The following is a 16,850-nucleotide window of genomic DNA, read 5'->3' as shown; positions in this document are numbered from 1 at the left end:
TTTCATCTCCACTTTATCATATTGTCATGGTGGTACGCTACAATAGTTCTTATGAAAATCTTACTGATCGAAGATGACGAAAAGATCGCCTCATTCATAGAACGCGGCCTCAAGGAAGAGAGAATGCGAGTCGAACGGGCTGCAGACGGCGAAGAGGGACTTTATATGGCTCAGGTCAATCACTACGATGTCGTGGTGGTCGACTGGATGCTGCCTGGTATCAGCGGTCCCGAGGTTGTTGAGCGAATGCGCAGGGATGGCAATATATCTCCTGTGTTGATGCTGACGGCACGTTCGGAGGTGGAAGATCGTGTGGAAGGCCTGCAAAGTGGTGCCGATGATTACCTTGGGAAACCTTTTGCGTTCAGCGAACTGGTTGCCCGTCTGCGGGCATTGCATCGGCGCAACGGTTATGGGGGATCCAATCTACTTCAGACGGGCGATCTGGTACTGGACCCCTTGAAACGTGAAGTCCGACGGGGGGACCAGGTGATCGAGCTGGGGATCAAAGAGTTCGAATTGCTGGAGCTGCTGTTGCGCCGCAAGGGGCACGTGGTCACTCATACCACGATACTCGATAACATCTGGGGCACACAGGAGCGTATCGAAAGTAATGTGGTCAATGTCACTATCTATCATCTGCGCAACAAAATCGACAAACCTTTCGAGGAAAAATTGATCGAGACGGTTCGAGGATCGGGCTATAAAATCAAGGACAGATAAGAAGATGCGTGCCCAAAGTGCTTCGGGAAGGCTTCTGAAAGGGTATGCGGTTTTGCTGGGAGTGGTGCTCCTGTTTCTGGGCATACTCTTTTATACGGGACTTAACCTGAGTTTTGAAAACTCTTTGCACAGTTCGCTGGAAAGTATTGCCCTGGATCTGAAAAATGACGAACTCGCCCATCCGCAACAAAAAAGTTCTGTGATCGATCCGAAAGAGGAGTTTCCTCTCTCCCCCGTTTCTATAGAAGTTTATCGCTTTACAGCAGGCAAGCCCGAACGAATACTATTCACGAAAAATATGCAGGACCACCGATTTGGGCATTCGGATCCTGGATTTTATATTGAAGAGATCCCCTTCGTAAGCAAAGAAGACGAATCGGGTCTGCTTGTCTACCGTGCGCAAAAAAATGGAATCGATTATCTGATCAAAGTGGCTGTACCAATCAATAAAATCGATGATACACTCGAAACTTTTACTGCATTACTGGTATTTTTTGGATTTGTCATCTTTCTGGTCGCACTCTACTTGGGATACAGAGCCATCGAACGTGTTCTCTCCCCAATGCGCAACATAACAGAAACGGCAGCAACCATTTCCCAGAGCAATCTCTCCAAGCGGATAGAACTTCCAAAAGAAAAAGATGAGTTTTTCGAACTGGCCTACACGTTCAACACGATGCTGGATCGACTCGAAAATGCATTCAACCAGGCACGGCGTTTCAATGCCAGCGTCTCCCATGAGCTCAAAACGCCCCTTACGATCATTCGCGGTGAAATCGACGTGGCACTGATACGTGAACGCAGCTCAAAGGAGTACGCCGAAGTGTTGCACAGCGTGCTGGAAGAGACCGACAAGCTTCAGTCGATAATCGAGACGATGCTGCTGCTGAGCAAGTCAGACACCAGGGCATTGAAAAAGCGGTTCAGGTTGGTTTCGCTAGACAAATTGGTGGGTGAAGCCATCGATCAGATGCGACCTTCGGCGGTAGCCAAAAACATCGAATTCGAATTACGATGCGACAAGGTGACCGTCGATGCAGAGCCCACGCTGTTGCGCCGAGCCATTGTCAACCTCCTGGATAACGCTGTCAAATTTTCTCCTGACGGCAGTGTGATCAAGGTTGTACTTCAAAAAACAAGAAAGGGTGTCGAGCTCAAGATCGTAGACCAGGGCCCGGGAATACCCGAAAACTTGAAGGAGAAAATTTTTGAACCTTTCTATCGGATTGAAAAGAAATGGGAAACTACAACATCCGGCTCTGGACTGGGGCTTTCAATTGCCCGTTGGATAGCACAGCTGCATAATGGGAACATCTACGTAACAAGTGGCGAAGAGGGAAGTGAATTCGTTATTCGTTTTTCTCAATAAATCCTGTACAAATAATTAAAAATCTTTCATACTCTTTTCATTTCTCCATCATTTTGATCTCTTAGAATCACTGTAAATCCCAAACAAGAGGAGCGACAGTGAAAACAAAACTTTCCATGGTGGTAATTCTTGCTACTCTCGGTGCGAATGGTGCATTTTGCGATGAACTGCATGGCAGTATCAAAATTCCATTTTTCAAATCCGAAAAATCTGTCATTAAAAAGGTACGGATCTCGATGATTCAGGCCATAAAAACGGCGAAAACAAAAGCACCCGGCCAGGTCATAAAAGCCAAATTGGATGAAGAGGATGATTACCTGGTTTATAAAATCGAAATCCTTACACCCGACGGCCGAGAAAAGAAACTCCTGATCGATCCGATAACGGGAAAGATTCTTGAAATGGAAGAGGAGGATTGATGTCCTCAAGAGTACCCTTTTTCTACATAGCCTCTTTCCTGCTCTTTTGCATTGCCGGCTGTTCATCAACCGCGGATATCCCTCCTTCCCAAGCTGCAAAAAAAGAAAACCACCGGCAAGAAGAAGCTCATGAAGGGGAGCTTTGGCAGAGTCCACGTTTCATTTTGCGTATGCAAGAAGAGGAAGAAGAGCGCCTGGAATCGCAATAATGAAGTATTTATCGTTGAGAAGATGGTTTTCTATGATTCCTTGGGCGGGCTCCGATTCACTCATCGATGATGTGGAGGCGGCATGATTAGGCAGCTTATGCTTTTGGCAACATTTTCAGCGATACTCATGGCGTCTAATGCTGTTCTGGACTACATCAAAGCAGCGCAAAAACGGCTGCAGATGGACCGTCAACTTCAGATGATCGAGCAACAACAGCAGCTAGGAATATCTGCCAAGAAGATCAACCGCTTCACCTCGTTTTCGGTAGATGCCTTCTATACGGACACCAAGGCCGATTTGCTCCCAAAACGGTTTAACACCACTGACATTTCTCTGAGCGACACCATCGATATTTTCAACAAAAGTGGCATTGCAATTGAAAAAATTCGTCTACAAGCCAAGCAGAACCGTTATCTGCTTGAGAGCCAAAAAAGACAGCTTTTTCTTTCCCTGATCGAAATGATCGCTTCATGGCACCGTACACGCGAAGTGCTGCAGCTGCATCGCAAGCTATACCATGAGCAGGAGTCTGTTTTAAAACAACTCAAAAAGGCGGTCAATGCCGGTGCCATGCCAAAGATCGAAAGCGAACGGTTTGCCAACACATTGTCTCTTTTTCACGCCAAGATTATTGACGAGCAGACGATGCTGGAAACAATGGGTGCACGCCTGAAACTCTATGTGCCAAAACGGACAATACCCTCACTGAAAGTTGAGAGATTGCAAGCGGACATGAATGGCTTTTTGCTTCATGCAACTTCACTTCGTCTCAAATATGTAGAAAGTGAATTGGCACAAAAAGAGGCCGAAGCGATCCAAAAGAGTTGGCTGCCGGAGGCGATTGTAGGTACTGCATATCAGCAAAACAGCGATCCAACAGCTAATGGTGACAACTATTCGGTTTTTGCGGGTGTGCATATTTCGTTGGATGCTGGTATTGGCAAAAAAGCGGAAGCGGCAAGAGTCCACGCCATTCGAAGCAAAAGCCAGGCCATAGCCGCAAAAATAGAAGTTTCAGAACATTATCTGAACTATCTTGGATCGATCCGCAGTGCTGAAAAACAGGCCAAGATACTAGAACCTGCCCTTCGTCAGGCCAAGTCCACGCTTAAAAGCATCAAAACGGCATACCTCAAGCACTATACCGATTTCAATAGTTATCTTCAGGCATTTCAATCATATCTTGCCCTCCGGGAGAAAAGTATCGAGGTAGCCATAATGAAACAAAAAAATATCTTGATTCTCAACATGCTTAGCTCGGGAGCAATCTATGAATAGATCCATTCTCTTGATACTCCTGCTCTACAGTATGCTTTTTGCTTTTTTTGAGGAGGATGAAGATACGGTCGCCAAAACATTGCAGGTGCCCAAAGCACAGCGTCACGTCAAAGTGAGTGTTGTCAAACCAAAAGCCGCCGACATTCCCATAGAAACACATGCAAGCGGGGTAGTCGAGGCGACTATGGAACATATTTAAGAACTGCTCGGGCACAAAAACCTCGAAACGACGATGATCTATACCCAATGTCGTTCGTGAACTGGGTCGTGGAGAAATCAAGAGTCCCTTGGATTTTCGAGTGGAGAGGGGAAAGGTTTTCAAAAAGAAAAGATGGAGAGACACGACTGGGAAATCAGCCGTTTTTAGGGTAAAATCGCGGGTATGAAAAACAAGATAGAGAGTTTCGAAAACCTTGTCGACGCCCTGGAGGCGCTGCCTTCCATCGGGAAGAAATCGGCACAGCGAATGGCCTACCATATGGTGATGGACGACCACTTCGGCGCGATGAAGATCGCCCATGCGATCGAGAAGGCGGTACAAGACATTCAGCAGTGCGAACGGTGCGGTGCCATGAGCGAAGACGAGCTCTGTCCCGTCTGTGCGGACATTACGCGCGACCACTCCAAACTCTGCATCGTCGAGCACGCGAAGGATATTCTGCAGATCGAAGCGGGTGGAGATTACGACGGCACCTACTTCGTCATCGCATCGGTGGAGCATCTCGATGGCGGGAAGCTGACCGACCGCATCGAAGAGGGGGTAGAAGAGGTGATCTTCGCCTTTACGCCGAGTATCGCCACCGATGCGATGATTCTTTTCATCGAAGAGAAGCTCAAAGATTACGATCTGGTCTTTACGAAGATCGCACAGGGCGTACCGACCGGAGTGAGCCTCGAAAACATCGATATGCTTTCGCTGTCACGTGCCCTGCAGGACCGGGTGAAGGTTTAGAGATTCAAAAACGGCCGCATCGCCTTTTCGATCTCGTCGAGTGTGTAGCGGTGGTCGGTGAAGTAGTCGAATGCGATGATGCCTTGCTGCAGGAGCATCTCCGAACCGTCGAAATGGGGAAGATTCAGTCTTTTCGCCTCTTCGAGAAACGGCGTCTCTTTGCCGTAGATGACGTCGACGGCGTATTTGGCCTGTGCGAGAGCGGCGTCGAGCAGCGCTTTGGGCATTGGAAGGCTATTGTCTTCGAGGCCGGCGGAGGTGGTGTTGATGACGACATCTTTGGGTGTCGCGTCGAACCCCTCCCAGGTGTGGCAGACAAACCCCTCCGCTTTGAACCACTCAAGCCGGCCTGCCGAACGGTTGACGACCTCGACGTCGATGCCTTGACTTCGCAGGTAGAGGGAGAGGGCACGTGCCGTGCCGCCGGCACCCATGATGAGAGCGGTTTTGACCTCTCCGAGTTTTTGAAGGGCGCGGTAGAAGCCGGGGGCGTCGGTGTTGTAGCCGTAAAGTTTGCCCTCTTTCAGGACGAGGGTATTGACGGCGCGGACTTCGGCGGCGAAATCTTCGACGATATCGGCCGCTTCGAAGGCTGCCTCTTTATGGGGGACCGTGATGTTGGCCCCTTTGAGGTCGAGCGCGAGAAAAGTTTCCCGCAGCCTGGCACCCTCTTTTAGAAGCCACCGTGTATAGCAGCCGTCGTATCCCAGTTTTTGAAACGCCAGGTTGTGCATCAGCGGCGATTTGGAGTGGTGGACGGGATTGCCGAAGAGTGCGAAAAGTGACTTCATGAAAACTCCGTTTTTTTAGTGAAAAGTTAAAAACTAAAAGTGAAAAGTTGAGGATGTGGCTTTGCCACTTTTTGTTTTGTTTGAAGCTGGCTCAAGCCAGCTTTCTCAACACTCAACACTCGCGTTATGCGCGTAGATCGTCCAGCGTACTGCGCAGCGCCGCCAGTTTGTTTTTCACTTCGAGATATTCGAGTTCCGGTTTGCTGTCTGCGACGACGCCGGCACCTGCTTGCAGGACGATTTCCTCCGGTTTTACCAGGGCCGTCCGGATCGTGATGGAGCTGTCCATGTTGCCGTCGAAGCCGAAGTACCCGACGCTTCCGCTGTAAAAGCCCCGCTTGATTCCTTCAAATTCGGCGATCAGCTCCATCGCGCGGATCTTCGGAGCTCCCGTCATCGTTCCGGCGGTAAAGGTGGCGGCGAAGAGGTCGAACATATCTTTGCCATCGTCCAGCTTCGCTTCGACGTCGCTGACCATGTGCATGACATGGGAATAGCGTTCCACACGCATCAGTGCCGTGACTTTGACCGTTCCCGCTTTGGCGACGCGTCCGACGTCGTTTCGCCCGAGATCGACGAGCATGATGTGCTCGGCACGCTCTTTCGGGTCGCTTAGCATCTCCTCTTCCATCTCCTTGTCGCGGTCGATGGTTTTTCCGCGCTTTCTCGTTCCGGCGATGGGGCGCAGAAGAATGTTTCCGTCCGTCAGCCGCACCATCACTTCCGGAGAACTTCCGGCGATGGAGAAATCTTCGAATTCCAGAAGAAAGAGGTAGGGGGAGGGGTTTTTGGAACGAAGAATCCGGTAGAAACTGAAAGGATCGACTTTCGCTCTCTCCACATAGCGGTTGGACATCAATATCTGAAAAACGTCGCCGCTTCGGATCATCTCTTTCGAGTCGTCGACCATTTTGTGAAATTTCGCTTCGTCGAAGGCGAACTCGCCTCCTTCGCTTTTCTCGATCGGTTTCATCGTCATATATTCGTAGGGCGATTCGATCAGTTCGATCAGTGCATCGAAAGTCTTAAAGGTCGATTCATCCGATGTAATGAGACTCAGTTCGCTGGTTTTGTGCGAAAATGCGAGAACGAGTTTCGGCCGGATCATGTCGAAGTCGGGGATGCCGTCGCGGTCTTCGAGTGCATCCATGTAGGGTTTGAGCACCGGTTCGAAGACTTTCACCATGTCGTAGCCGATATAGCCGATGAAGCCGTCGAGAAAACCGAGGCCGGTCTCCAGGCGTTTCGTTTTGTAGGCATCCTGATCGATATTGGCATAGTAGGATTTCAGAAAGGAGAAGGGGTCGGTTTCCGGCGTGTGGCGATTACCGATCTCGTCGATATAGGTCGTCGTATTCTCTTTATAGATCAGCCGCTCTTTCGCACCGATGAAGATGAAGCTGAAATTTCCTTCATCGTTCCCTCCGACACTCTCGAAGAGCATCGTGACATCGTTGTTGAAGTGTTCTCTGATTTTAGCGTAAAGCGCCGGCGGTGCGAACTGGTCGAAGAGTATCTTTTTGACAAAAACCATCTCTATCTCTTTTTTGTGATATAGGCGTTTTGGTTGATATGTTTTTTGACACGGTCAAGATCTTTTTGTGCCGCTGCTCTGGTCGGGTAGGGGCCCACCATCACCTTTTTGTAGGGTTTTCCGTTCTTCATCCCTTCGGCGATAACGTAATGGAGTCCCGCCTTTTCGATAGAATCGAGAAATTTTTTGTTGGGAGGATAACGGAAAAAGGCACCGACTTGAATGAAGTAGCTTCCTGTCGCTACGGGTTTCGGTTTTGGCTGGAGCGGTTTTGGCGCAGGAGATACGGCCGCCTTTTCCCGTTCCGCTTTCTTCGTCGGTTCGACCGATCTTTTCGCAGGTGTGGTTTCGGTGACAGGTTCTCTCTCCACCGCTCTTTTTTGCGGTGCCGGCGCACTCTTTTTGAGTTTGTCGATCACCTGTTCGATCTTCTTTTCACCGGAAGCTTCCTCTTCGATGGGAACCTGCTCGAAAAGAGGCTCTTTGGAAGGGCTTTGCGAGTGTGCGACAGGCTCGGGAGGGAGTATGACAGAAGATTGTGTTTTGTTGTCACTCTGAATCAGGCTTTTTGTGACAAGGATGATAAAGATCAGTACAAGCAGAAGAATGGCAGCTGCGAGCAGCAGTTTCTTCAACCCCGAAGGTTTTTTTGTCTTTATGATTAGATCGAGGTCATCTTGTTTCTCTTCCATCGGTGGTACTCCTTTCGGATATTTATAATATTTAGGCATTATAGCAAACCTTCAAATCGGGGCCGTCCCATCGAAAGGTGTATCGCAGAACCCACCGACGGAACCATTACATATGCTTCGACCAGGAGGCGCCTCTCTCTTTCGCATAAAGTCTGTACGGGAGTATCAGGATGTTGTATTCTCTGGGAAGTTCGGAGGTCGGAAACATACGCCACTCTTTCGGGAGTTTTGTTGCGAGCTTCATAGAGAGGAGACGTCCGAGCTGATACGCTTCCTGCAAAGTGGTATGCCCTTTGTGGACATAGAGGTGAAGATGGCCCGTTGTCTTGGTCTCATACGCCGTGAAGTTGATAAACCCCTCCTCTCGCAGTAGAAGCTGCGCTCTGTGCCAGAATCGTTCCGGATTGCGCCCGTTGTAGTCGAAAACGATATTTTCGACTTTGTCGAAGCGATTGATGAGGTCGTGCGCAACGACGATTTTTCCATCGGCGTGGTCGTTCATCACTTGGCGTGTCAAAGGCTCGTCGATACGCTCGAATTTGTTGTAGAAAGTCCGCCCGTTATGGATGATCTTGTTCACGATGTTGGGCCGCTGGATATAGTAGTGATCCGTGACAAATTTGATGAGCTGCGTATCGACGTTGTACATTTTTATCCTTTAATAGGTAGGACGGTCGTAGATGACGAAGCGATGCGCCAGTTGGGTCATCTCCTCTTTGATCTTTGCCTGTTTCTCTTCGTTCCCGATATCGTCGAGTACGTCGCAGATCGCGTTGGCGATGATTTCGAACTCCGCCTCTTTCATGCCGCGTGCGGTGAGTGCCGGAGAACCGATGCGAATACCGCTGGTCACAAACGGGCTGCGCGTCTCGCCGGGTACCGTGTTTTTGTTGACGGTGATGCCTGCGCGTCCGAGGGCGGCGTCGGCATCTTTTCCGCTGAAATCCTTGTCGAGGAACGAGACGAGCACGAGGTGGTTGTCGGTGCCTCCGCTGACGACGTCGTACCCGCGTGCCATCAGAACGTCGGCCAGAATCTTGGCGTTGGCTTTGACCTGCCGTGCGTACATTTTCCACTCATCGGTGAGGTTTTTGCCGAAACCGACCGCTTTGGCCGCGATGACATGGACGAGAGGCCCGCCCTGGATGCCCGGGAAGATGGCACTGTTGATCTTTTTGGCGAGATCTTCGTTGTTGGTCATGATGAGGCCGCCGCGCGGCCCGCGAAGCGTCTTGTGGGTCGTCGTCGTGACGACGTCGCAGTACGGGAACGGGTGCGGATGTTCGCCGGCAACGACGAGCCCCGCGATATGGGCGACGTCAGCCATTAGAAGTGCACCCACGCCGTCGGCGATTTCCCGGAATTTCGCGAAGTCGATCTCACGGGCGTAGGCGCTCGCTCCGCAGATGATCAGCTTGGGTTTGACGATCTGCGCGATATCCGCGACGCGGTCGTAGTCGATGCGGCCGTCCATTTCGACGCCATAGGTGAAGCTCTGGTAGTTTTTGCCTGAAAAGCTCACTTTCGCGCCATGGGTGAGGTGCCCGCCGTGGCTGAGGTCCATTCCCAGAATCTTGTCGCCGGCTTTCAGAAGTGCTGCGTAGACGCCGCCGTTGGCCTGGCTTCCGGAGTGGGGCTGGACGTTGGCGTATTCGCATCCGAACAGAAGTTTGGCACGGTCGATCGCGAGCTGCTCCACAGCATCGGCATATTCGCATCCGCCGTAGTAGCGCTTGTAGGGGTACCCTTCGGCGTACTTGTTGGTAAAGACGCTGCCCTGAGCCTCCATCACTTCCGGAAAGGTGAAGTTCTCGCTGGCGATCATCTCGAGATGGTCGGTCTGGCGCTTGAGCTCGTTTTCGATGATTTCGTAGACGATCGGGTCGTTTCGCTGCAAAATGGTCATTTGTTGTCCTCTCTCTTTTCTTCAGATTTCTTCTCTTGGGATTCAGATTGGGATTTTTGCGGACGCATCGCCGGGAAGAGAATGACGTCGCGAATCGTGTGCTGATTTGTCAGAAGCATCACCAGACGGTCGATGCCGATCCCTTCTCCCGCTGTCGGCGGCATGCCGTAGCCGAGTGCTTTGACGTAGTCTTCGTCCATATGCATCGCTTCGTCGTCGCTCTCCTTTTGTGCGGCTTGTGCTTTGAAACGCTCGTACTGGTCGAGCGGGTCGTTGAGCTCGCTGAAGCCGTTGGCGATCTCCTTGCCGGCGATGAAGAGCTCGAAACGATCCGCGATTTCCGGATTGTCGTCGCTTCGCCGTGCAAGCGGGCTGATGTCGATCGGGAAGTGGGTGACGAATGTCGGGTCGATCAGCTTCTCTTCGACGAAAGCGTCGAACAGTTCGCCCCAGAGCTGCCCTTTCGTCAAATGCTCTTCCACTTCGATTCCCTTCTCTTCGAGGAAGCTGCGCATCGCTTCGCGATCTTCGAGAATCTCTTCCGGAACGTTGCCGATTTCGACGAGAGCCTCTTTGTAGGCGATGCGCTTGAATGGCGTCGAGAAGTCGATCTCGACTTCACCGTATGGAAGTTTGGTCGGCAGGCCGAGCTCTTTGAAGAGGTATTCGAAGAGTTTTTCGGTCAGTTCCATCAGATCTTCGTAGCGGTGGTAGGCCCAGTAGAACTCGATCATCGTGAATTCCGGGTTATGGGTCGCATCCATCCCTTCGTTGCGGAAGTTCCGGTTGATTTCGAAGACCGCTTCGAAGCCACCGACGATGAGACGTTTGAGGTAGAGCTCCGGTGCGATACGAAGATATCGGTCGACGCCGAGAGCGTTGTGGTGCGTCACGAAGGGGCGTGCGTTGGCACCCCCCGGGATCGGATGCATCATCGGGGTTTCCACTTCCAAAAAGCCGTGATCTTCGAAGAAACGGCGGATCAGGCTGACGATTTTGGAGCGCATCAGGAATGTCTGCTTCACGTCCGGGTTCATGATCATGTCGAGGTAGCGCTGGCGGTAGCGTAACTCGATATCCTGCAGGCCGTGGAACTTCTCCGGCAGAGGGGTGATCGCTTTGGTGACCAGTTCGAGCCGCTTGACATGCATCGTCAGCTCTCCTGTACGCGTAATGAAGGGGTAGCCCGTTGCGGCGACGATGTCGCCCACTTCGATCATCTTTTTGACCGTTTTGAACCATTCGTCCCCCAGGTCGTCTCGGCTGAAGTAGATCTGCAGTACACCACTCTCGTCCTCGATCTTCGCGAAGGCGGCCTTGCCCATCAGACGGAGGAATTTGATGCGTCCGGTGACGGTGCAGCTCTCGTTCAGTGCCTCTTTCTCTTCGCTCTCTTTGAGGTAGGCGTACTTTTCGAGGAACTCTTTGTTGGTGCACTCTTTGACGACGCGGTTTTGGTAGGGGTTGATGCCCATTTCCCGCAGCGTTTGCGCTTTTTCGATACGCTGCTGCTGATACTGATTGTCAAATATCAATCTCGTATTTCCTTTTCTGTATGGTTTATTTGTCGGTTTTTTTCTGGCATTCGGGGCAGATACCGAAAATTTTCAGGGAGTGGTCTTCCATTTCGAAGCCGAACTCTTTGGCGATTCGCTCCTGCTTCTTTTCGATCGCCTCGTCGAAAAATTCCAGAATTTTACCACATTTTGTGCAGATAATATGGTCGTGGTGCGCTTTGACGCCGAGTTCGTACTTTTTGCCCTGGGTTCCGAAAGAGATCGAGGTAACGATGCCGGCTCTTTCAAGGAGCGAAAGGGTGCGGTAGATGGTCGCGATACCGGTACTGAGTTCCGGATTTTCCTGCTTGATGAGGCGGTAGAGCTCTTCTGGCGTGAAATGGCCGCTGTGGTTGTAGAGCGTATGGAGTATCACCTCGCGCTGTTTCGTGAACTTTTGGCCTTCCGAACGCAAAAGCTGCTTGAACTGCGTCAGCAGTGTTTCATACGATATCAGAGGGGATGTCTCGACGTTTTTATCTTGTTTCATCTGCTTCCCTTGTCGCGTTGCCGCTCCTTTGCGAAACGATTTTCTCTCCTTTTTTCACCGCCTCTTCGGAGCGCTTTTTCACCCCATCGGCTTTTTCGAGAAGATCATCCGTATCGATATGTACAATGAATTCGCCCGTTTTGACGAAGAGGGGGTGGAGTAGGCTTTTGGCCGTGAATTTTTCCGTATTTTTTTTGACGATCTCGATGTTGGAAAGCGCAAAGACGATGACGGAGAGGATGATGAAAACTTTGGCCGATGCGAAAAGGAGGCCAAGAAGTTTGTCGATGATACCGAGTCCAGAAAGCGAAACGAGTTTGGAGACAAGGACGCCTGCAACGATACATGCAAGCCAAATCAGTGTCAAAAGCGCCAGAAACCCGATCATGGCCAGAGCTGACTGGGAGTCGAGCGGCAAAAAGCTCTTTCCGATCCATTGTCCGAAGTCGGAAGCGTATGTCGATGCGACCCATACGCCCAGTACGATGCCGACAAGACCGGCCAACTCTTTGATCAGTCCGTTGAAAATACCTTTGATTCCTATGAGTAGAATCAAAGAAGCCGTAACGATGTCGAACCAGTTCATTTCCATCAGCGTACCACCAACCTGTCTTTTCCCTCCTGTTTGGCCTGATAGACCGCCGCGTCGGCCCGTTCGATCATACTTTCGAGCGTATCGCCTCTTTGGTGTTCTGTCATGCCCATGCTCAGGGTGATTTTTATAATCTGATTTTTATAGATCAGTTTATTCGTGCGGACCGCTTTCATGATTCGCTCAGCGATTTTTTTGGCCTCCTCTTTGGTCGCCCTGTTGAAGAGAATCAGAAACTCTTCGCCCCCGTACCGGTAGGCTTTGTCAGATTCGCGGATGGAAGATTTGAAAAGTTTCGAAAGCAGTATCAGAACTTTGTCGCCGGCGATGTGGCCGAATGTGTCATTGACCTTTTTGAAATCGTCGGCATCGATCATCAGCGCGACGATGTTCAGATTTCGCTCACTGGAATGCTTGAGAAGTTCCTTGCCGTCGATCTCGAGCGCTTTTCGGTTGTTGAGTTTGGTCAGAGGATCGATGTTGGACTGTCTCTGCAGATCTTCGATTTCGTTTTCGAGTGATTTGATCACGGCATTGGCACGGCTCAACTCTTCGAGAAGATCGTGCTGAAACGAGTCGAAACGCTTTTTGAATGTCCCGACATCGATTTCGTTCGATTCATCGACGATCCGCTCGATCTCGATCGTGTGTGCCTCGGTAATTTCCTGGAGATTGTTGTTCGATTCTTTAAAAGAGTGGATACTTTTTTGTGCCAAATCGATACACTTTTTGGATTTTTTTTCCATCTCCTTTTCCAGATAGGCATCCAGGTCCATGGAGAATCCGGACTGTTTCAGGTGCCTGAAAAAAATATCGACGATATCATAGACCACATCGGTCGTGTTGGCACCGCTTCTCTTTTTTTCAGCGATAGATTTTTCGATCTCTTCATAGCTTTTTTTTACCACGTCGGTGATATTTTCTATCGATGGCATAAAATTCTCCAGTGTATGGTTTGCTGATTATAAAACAAAAAAGCTGAAAGTTATAGAACATACAGCGAATATTATCAAAATAGATAATACAAAGAGGAGAGGAGAAGTGGAAACGGGAAAGATTTCTCTTCCCCGTTGTTCGAACCTATTTCTTGAGATCCTTGAAGAATTCGGAGATCATGAATGCCATCTCCAGCGCCTGATTCGCATTGAGCCTCGGATCGCACTGGGTGTGGTAGCGATTTCCGAGTGCATCGACGGTGATGTTGCAACTCTGACTTCCCGTGCATTCCGTGACATCTTCGCCCGTCATTTCGAGGTGGATGCCGCCGGCAACGGTTCCTTCGGCTTTGTGGATCTGGAAGAACTGTTTCACTTCCGAAAGAATGTTGTTGAACTCGCGTGTCTTGAAACCGCTTTCGGTTTTGAACGTATTGCCATGCATCGGGTCACAGCTCCAGACAACCTGTTTTCCTTCCGCTTTGACGCGCCTGAGCAGTGGAGGAAAGAGTTCTCCAATTTTGTCTGCACCCATACGAACGATAAGCGTCAGACGGCCGGGAACGTTCTGCGGATTGAGCTTGTCGATCAGCGCGATCAGTTCGTCCTCGTTCATCGTGGGGCCGACTTTGACGCCGACGGGATTGTTGATGCCTCGGAAAAATTCGATATGCGCGCCATCGAGATTGCGCGTTCTGTCACCAATCCAGAGCATATGCGCGGAGCAGTCGTACCAGTCGCCTGTCAGCGAGTCGACGCGTGTCAGAGCCTCTTCGTAATTGAGCAGAAGCGCTTCATGGGAGGTATAGAGCACCGTTTCATGAAGCTGCGGTGTATTTTGGGGAGTAATGCCACACGCTTTGATGAAATCCATCGCCTGTGTGATCTTCTCCGCCAGCTCTTCGTAGCGTTGTCCGAGTGCCTTGTCCTTGACGAAATCGAGATTCCAGTTGTGTACCTTGGTCAGGTCCGCCATTCCTCCACGGGAGAATGCACGAAGAAGGTTGAGTGTGGCAGCGGACTGGTAGTAGGCTTTGACAAGTTTTTCAGGCTTCGGTTCGCGGGCTTCGGGAACGAAGTCGGCATCGTTGACGATGTCGCCGCGGTAGCTCGGCAGTTCGACATCGCCTTTCGATTCGACGTCGGAGCTGCGCGGTTTGGCGAACTGTCCAGCGATACGGCCGACTTTCACGACCGGTTTTCCGCTCGAATAGGTCATGACCACAGCCATCTGCATCATCACTTTGAAAAGGTTTTTGATCGTATCGGCATTGAAGGCGTTGAAACTTTCGGCACAGTCGCCACCTTGCAGCAAGAACGCCTCCCCTTTGCTGACATCGCCGAGTTTCTCCTGCAGACTGCGGGCCTCTTCCGCAAAGATCAGCGGAGGAAACTTTTCAAGTTCCTGCTCGACCTGTCTGACCGCTTCGGGGTCTTTGTAGTGTGGCTGCTGTTTGATCGGAAAATCTCGCCAGCTCGATTTGCTCCATCTGCTCATCTCGTCTATCCTTCAAAAATTTGGCGCAATAATACCATAAATCGTGTGAGAGAGTGGAAAAAGGCAACGTCAGGAACGTGGAAGATGATGAAAAACGCGCCGTTTGTGAATCAAACGGTGCATCGAGAAGCGGATATCAGGCGTGCTGCAGCGCCTTGAGCAGTTCGTCGGGACGGGTAGAGAAACGAAGGGCCTCGCTTTTTTCGATCATATGGTTTTTGACGAGTTTGACCATGACCTGCGTCTGTGTCTGCATCCCGCTTTCGCCCTGGCCAAGCTGCATCTGGCTGTAGATCTGATGAACCTTGTCTTCCCGGATAAGGTTGGCGATCGCCGGGTTGGTGATGAGAATCTCCGGTACGGCGATTCGTCCTCCGCCGATTTTCGGCAGGAGCGCCTGGGCGATGACGGCGACGAGCGACGTGGAGAGCTGTGCCCGTACCTGCGGCTGTTCGTCGCCACTGAAGACGTCGATGATACGGTTGACCGTCTGGGCCGCGGAGTTGGTGTGGAGTGTTCCGAAGACGAGGTGACCGGTTTCCGCTGCCGTCAACGCCGCCGCGATCGTCTCTTTATCCCGCATCTCTCCGATCAGGATGACATCGGGGTCTTCACGAAGCGAGTATTTCAGCGCCTGCGCGAAGGAGTCGGTATCGGTCCCGATGTTCCGGTGTGAAAAGAGCGATTGGTTGTTTTCATGGACGAATTCGATCGGGTCTTCGATCGTGATGATGTGTTTTCGCTCGGTCATGTTGATTTCATTCAGCATCGCGGCGAGTGTCGTCGATTTACCGCTTCCCGTAGGTCCCGTGACGAGAATGAGGCCTTTTTCGCGCTGGATCAGCTTTTTGTAGATCTGCGGTGCCTCGAGGTCGTCGATGCTGGGAATATGTGTGGGAATGACACGAAACGCCGCGGCGACGTCGCCCATCGTGCGGTAATAGTTGGCACGAAAACGGCCGACTTCGGGGATCTGTATCGCGAAATCGAGCTCTTTGTGCTCTTCGAACGCTTTTTTCTGTTTTTCGGTAATGATCGAGTAGCACATCTCTTCGATCGCTTCACCGTCGAGTTTCGGAAGATTGAGAGGTACGAGACGTCCGTCGATGCGGATCTGTGGTTCGCTTCGGCTGACGAGGTGGAGGTCGCTCGCTTTGTAGGCGACGACATTTTTCAAAAGTTTTCTGATATCGATTGCGACATTGCTCATCTAAAAATTTCCTTGTAGCGGTTTTCGTCATAGCCCACGATCACTTCGCCATCGTCGGTTTCGACGACCGGGCGTTTGATAAGCATGTTCTCCTTGCAGAGCCATGCGCGTTTGGCTGCATCGTCGAGCGCGAGCGATTTGAGATTCAGCGTCCGGTAGGTGGTTCCGCGTGTATTGAAAAGCTTCGCCACGGGAACCCGCTCCAGCCAACGGTCGATCGTGTCGCATCCGACGGGTGTGTTCCTAAAATCGACCATTTCGAAATCGATGTTACGGGCTTTGAGAAATTTGACCGCTTTGCGGACGGAGTCGCAGGTTTTGATACCGTAGAGTCTGATCATGGTCTATTCGATAATGTTCGGTACGACAAAGTAGTCGTCTTTGGTTTTGGGTGCGTTTTCGAGGATGATTCTTCGGATTTCAGGGTCTTCGTCGGGAGTATCTTCGCGCATCGGGGTGCCGCCTTCGAGGGTACTGAAGGAGGGGTCGAGCCCTTCGGTGTCGAGTTCGCCCAAAACCTCCACGAAACCGACGATCTTTTCGAGTTCCCCGATCATCTCTTCGCGTTTTTCCTCTTCGATTTTGAGCATCGAAAGTTTCTCCAGGCGTTGCAGCATCGCATCATCAAATTTCATGTTTCGGCATCCTTCACTTTTTTTAACTTTAGTTTTGATATGATATCACACTAAATTTTA

The 16,850-nt window shown here is 50.9% G+C and carries 20 protein-coding genes; 7 read left to right on the top strand and 13 right to left on the bottom strand.

Translation table 11 applies throughout. The annotated features are described in order from the left end of the window. Positions 1-51 precede the first annotated feature (51 nt). The 7 genes from QUD54_RS03110 to recR all read left to right on the top strand — a co-directional run bounded on the left by QUD54_RS03110 (position 52) and on the right by recR (position 4,951). The gene (locus QUD54_RS03110; RefSeq protein WP_286337503.1) at positions 52-723 is read left to right on the top strand and encodes a response regulator transcription factor; all 672 of its coding nucleotides are present in this window, start codon (positions 52-54) and stop codon (positions 721-723) included. A 4-nt stretch (positions 724-727) separates the two neighbouring features. Continuing rightward, positions 728-2,092 carry a sensor histidine kinase gene (locus QUD54_RS03105; RefSeq protein WP_286337502.1) on the top strand — a complete coding sequence of 455 codons (1,365 nt, stop codon included), beginning with the start codon at positions 728-730 and terminating at the stop codon, positions 2,090-2,092. 98 nt (positions 2,093-2,190) lie between these two features. Continuing rightward, positions 2,191-2,511, top strand: coding sequence for a PepSY domain-containing protein (locus QUD54_RS03100; RefSeq protein ID WP_286337501.1), 321 nt, complete (start codon positions 2,191-2,193; stop codon positions 2,509-2,511). Beyond that, the gene (locus QUD54_RS03095; protein ID WP_286337500.1) at positions 2,511-2,720 is read left to right on the top strand and encodes a hypothetical protein; all 210 of its coding nucleotides are present in this window, start codon (positions 2,511-2,513) and stop codon (positions 2,718-2,720) included. Before QUD54_RS03100 ends, QUD54_RS03095 begins: the two co-directional genes overlap by 1 nt. A gap of 82 nt (positions 2,721-2,802) precedes the next feature. After that, positions 2,803-3,999 (top strand): TolC family protein, encoded by a 1,197-nt coding sequence (locus tag QUD54_RS03090; RefSeq protein ID WP_286337499.1) that lies wholly within the window; start codon positions 2,803-2,805, stop codon positions 3,997-3,999. Further along, positions 3,992-4,198, top strand: coding sequence for a hypothetical protein (locus QUD54_RS03085; protein ID WP_286337498.1), 207 nt, complete (start codon positions 3,992-3,994; stop codon positions 4,196-4,198). Before QUD54_RS03090 ends, QUD54_RS03085 begins: the two co-directional genes overlap by 8 nt. Before the next feature lie 183 nt (positions 4,199-4,381). Continuing rightward, entirely contained in the window at positions 4,382-4,951 is a 570-nt protein-coding gene (recR, locus tag QUD54_RS03080; protein WP_286337497.1) for a recombination mediator RecR, read from the top strand. Here recR and QUD54_RS03075 read toward each other — a convergent pair. From QUD54_RS03075 to gatC, 13 genes are all read right to left on the bottom strand, one after another. Further along, a complete protein-coding gene (locus tag QUD54_RS03075; protein ID WP_286337496.1) occupies positions 4,948-5,742 on the bottom strand; it encodes a shikimate dehydrogenase in 795 nt (264 codons plus the stop codon). The genes recR and QUD54_RS03075 overlap by 4 nt on opposite strands. A gap of 124 nt (positions 5,743-5,866) precedes the next feature. Next, positions 5,867-7,276: an anthranilate synthase component I family protein gene (locus QUD54_RS03070; RefSeq protein ID WP_286337495.1), complete on the bottom strand. Its 1,410-nt coding sequence runs from the start codon at positions 7,274-7,276 to the stop codon at positions 5,867-5,869. A 2-nt stretch (positions 7,277-7,278) separates the two neighbouring features. After that, complete coding sequence (locus tag QUD54_RS03065) at positions 7,279-7,968, bottom strand: SPOR domain-containing protein (protein ID WP_286337494.1); 690 nt, start codon at positions 7,966-7,968, stop codon at positions 7,279-7,281. Positions 7,969-8,074: 106 nt separating this feature from the next. After that, positions 8,075-8,617 (bottom strand): DUF1882 domain-containing protein, encoded by a 543-nt coding sequence (locus QUD54_RS03060; protein WP_286337493.1) that lies wholly within the window; start codon positions 8,615-8,617, stop codon positions 8,075-8,077. 9 nt (positions 8,618-8,626) lie between these two features. Beyond that, positions 8,627-9,874 carry a serine hydroxymethyltransferase gene (locus QUD54_RS03055; protein ID WP_286337492.1) on the bottom strand — a complete coding sequence of 416 codons (1,248 nt, stop codon included), beginning with the start codon at positions 9,872-9,874 and terminating at the stop codon, positions 8,627-8,629. Then, positions 9,871-11,409 (bottom strand): lysine--tRNA ligase, encoded by a 1,539-nt coding sequence (lysS, locus tag QUD54_RS03050; protein ID WP_286337491.1) that lies wholly within the window; start codon positions 11,407-11,409, stop codon positions 9,871-9,873. Before lysS ends, QUD54_RS03055 begins: the two co-directional genes overlap by 4 nt. Positions 11,410-11,434: 25 nt before the next feature. Continuing rightward, complete coding sequence (locus QUD54_RS03045; RefSeq protein ID WP_286337490.1) at positions 11,435-11,920, bottom strand: Fur family transcriptional regulator; 486 nt, start codon at positions 11,918-11,920, stop codon at positions 11,435-11,437. After that, on the bottom strand, positions 11,907-12,512 hold the full coding sequence (locus QUD54_RS03040) for a CvpA family protein (protein ID WP_286337489.1): 606 nt from the start codon (positions 12,510-12,512) through the stop codon (positions 11,907-11,909). Before QUD54_RS03040 ends, QUD54_RS03045 begins: the two co-directional genes overlap by 14 nt. Beyond that, positions 12,512-13,447: a GGDEF domain-containing protein gene (locus tag QUD54_RS03035; RefSeq protein ID WP_286337488.1), complete on the bottom strand. Its 936-nt coding sequence runs from the start codon at positions 13,445-13,447 to the stop codon at positions 12,512-12,514. Before QUD54_RS03035 ends, QUD54_RS03040 begins: the two co-directional genes overlap by 1 nt. A 145-nt stretch (positions 13,448-13,592) precedes the next feature. Continuing rightward, positions 13,593-14,945 (bottom strand): class II 3-deoxy-7-phosphoheptulonate synthase, encoded by a 1,353-nt coding sequence (locus tag QUD54_RS03030; RefSeq protein ID WP_286337487.1) that lies wholly within the window; start codon positions 14,943-14,945, stop codon positions 13,593-13,595. Positions 14,946-15,081: 136 nt separating this feature from the next. Then, complete coding sequence (locus QUD54_RS03025) at positions 15,082-16,155, bottom strand: type IV pilus twitching motility protein PilT (RefSeq protein WP_286337486.1); 1,074 nt, start codon at positions 16,153-16,155, stop codon at positions 15,082-15,084. Then, positions 16,152-16,496 carry an arsenate reductase family protein gene (locus QUD54_RS03020; protein WP_286337485.1) on the bottom strand — a complete coding sequence of 115 codons (345 nt, stop codon included), beginning with the start codon at positions 16,494-16,496 and terminating at the stop codon, positions 16,152-16,154. Before QUD54_RS03020 ends, QUD54_RS03025 begins: the two co-directional genes overlap by 4 nt. Before the next feature lie 3 nt (positions 16,497-16,499). Beyond that, positions 16,500-16,790, bottom strand: coding sequence for an Asp-tRNA(Asn)/Glu-tRNA(Gln) amidotransferase subunit GatC (gene gatC, locus QUD54_RS03015; protein WP_286337484.1), 291 nt, complete (start codon positions 16,788-16,790; stop codon positions 16,500-16,502). Positions 16,791-16,850 lie beyond the last annotated feature (60 nt).

Origin of the sequence: Hydrogenimonas cancrithermarum (assembly GCF_030296055.1) — a bacterium.
GTDB lineage: Bacteria > Campylobacterota > Campylobacteria > Campylobacterales > Hydrogenimonadaceae > Hydrogenimonas > Hydrogenimonas cancrithermarum.
The sequence above is the reverse complement of the archived record's forward strand: the minus strand, read 5'-3'. Positions and strand labels throughout refer to the sequence as shown.

Excerpts from the sequence above, each read along its gene's own strand:
- QUD54_RS03110 (WP_286337503.1), top strand. The coding sequence starts at position 52 with ATGAAAATCTTACTGATCGAAGATGACGAAAAGATCGCCTCATTCATA.
- QUD54_RS03105 (WP_286337502.1), top strand. The coding sequence starts at position 728 with ATGCGTGCCCAAAGTGCTTCGGGAAGGCTTCTGAAAGGGTATGCGGTT.
- QUD54_RS03095 (WP_286337500.1), top strand. The coding sequence starts at position 2,511 with ATGTCCTCAAGAGTACCCTTTTTCTACATAGCCTCTTTCCTGCTCTTT.
- QUD54_RS03090 (WP_286337499.1), top strand. The coding sequence starts at position 2,803 with ATGATTAGGCAGCTTATGCTTTTGGCAACATTTTCAGCGATACTCATG.
- QUD54_RS03085 (WP_286337498.1), top strand. The coding sequence starts at position 3,992 with ATGAATAGATCCATTCTCTTGATACTCCTGCTCTACAGTATGCTTTTT.
- recR (WP_286337497.1), top strand. The coding sequence starts at position 4,382 with ATGAAAAACAAGATAGAGAGTTTCGAAAACCTTGTCGACGCCCTGGAG.
- QUD54_RS03075 (WP_286337496.1), bottom strand. The coding sequence starts at position 5,742 with ATGAAGTCACTTTTCGCACTCTTCGGCAATCCCGTCCACCACTCCAAA.
- QUD54_RS03070 (WP_286337495.1), bottom strand. The coding sequence starts at position 7,276 with ATGGTTTTTGTCAAAAAGATACTCTTCGACCAGTTCGCACCGCCGGCG.
- QUD54_RS03065 (WP_286337494.1), bottom strand. The coding sequence starts at position 7,968 with ATGGAAGAGAAACAAGATGACCTCGATCTAATCATAAAGACAAAAAAA.
- QUD54_RS03060 (WP_286337493.1), bottom strand. The coding sequence starts at position 8,617 with ATGTACAACGTCGATACGCAGCTCATCAAATTTGTCACGGATCACTAC.
- QUD54_RS03055 (WP_286337492.1), bottom strand. The coding sequence starts at position 9,874 with ATGACCATTTTGCAGCGAAACGACCCGATCGTCTACGAAATCATCGAA.
- QUD54_RS03045 (WP_286337490.1), bottom strand. The coding sequence starts at position 11,920 with ATGAAACAAGATAAAAACGTCGAGACATCCCCTCTGATATCGTATGAA.
- QUD54_RS03040 (WP_286337489.1), bottom strand. The coding sequence starts at position 12,512 with ATGGAAATGAACTGGTTCGACATCGTTACGGCTTCTTTGATTCTACTC.
- QUD54_RS03035 (WP_286337488.1), bottom strand. The coding sequence starts at position 13,447 with ATGCCATCGATAGAAAATATCACCGACGTGGTAAAAAAAAGCTATGAA.
- QUD54_RS03030 (WP_286337487.1), bottom strand. The coding sequence starts at position 14,945 with ATGAGCAGATGGAGCAAATCGAGCTGGCGAGATTTTCCGATCAAACAG.
- QUD54_RS03025 (WP_286337486.1), bottom strand. The coding sequence starts at position 16,155 with ATGAGCAATGTCGCAATCGATATCAGAAAACTTTTGAAAAATGTCGTC.
- QUD54_RS03020 (WP_286337485.1), bottom strand. The coding sequence starts at position 16,496 with ATGATCAGACTCTACGGTATCAAAACCTGCGACTCCGTCCGCAAAGCG.
- gatC (WP_286337484.1), bottom strand. The coding sequence starts at position 16,790 with ATGAAATTTGATGATGCGATGCTGCAACGCCTGGAGAAACTTTCGATG.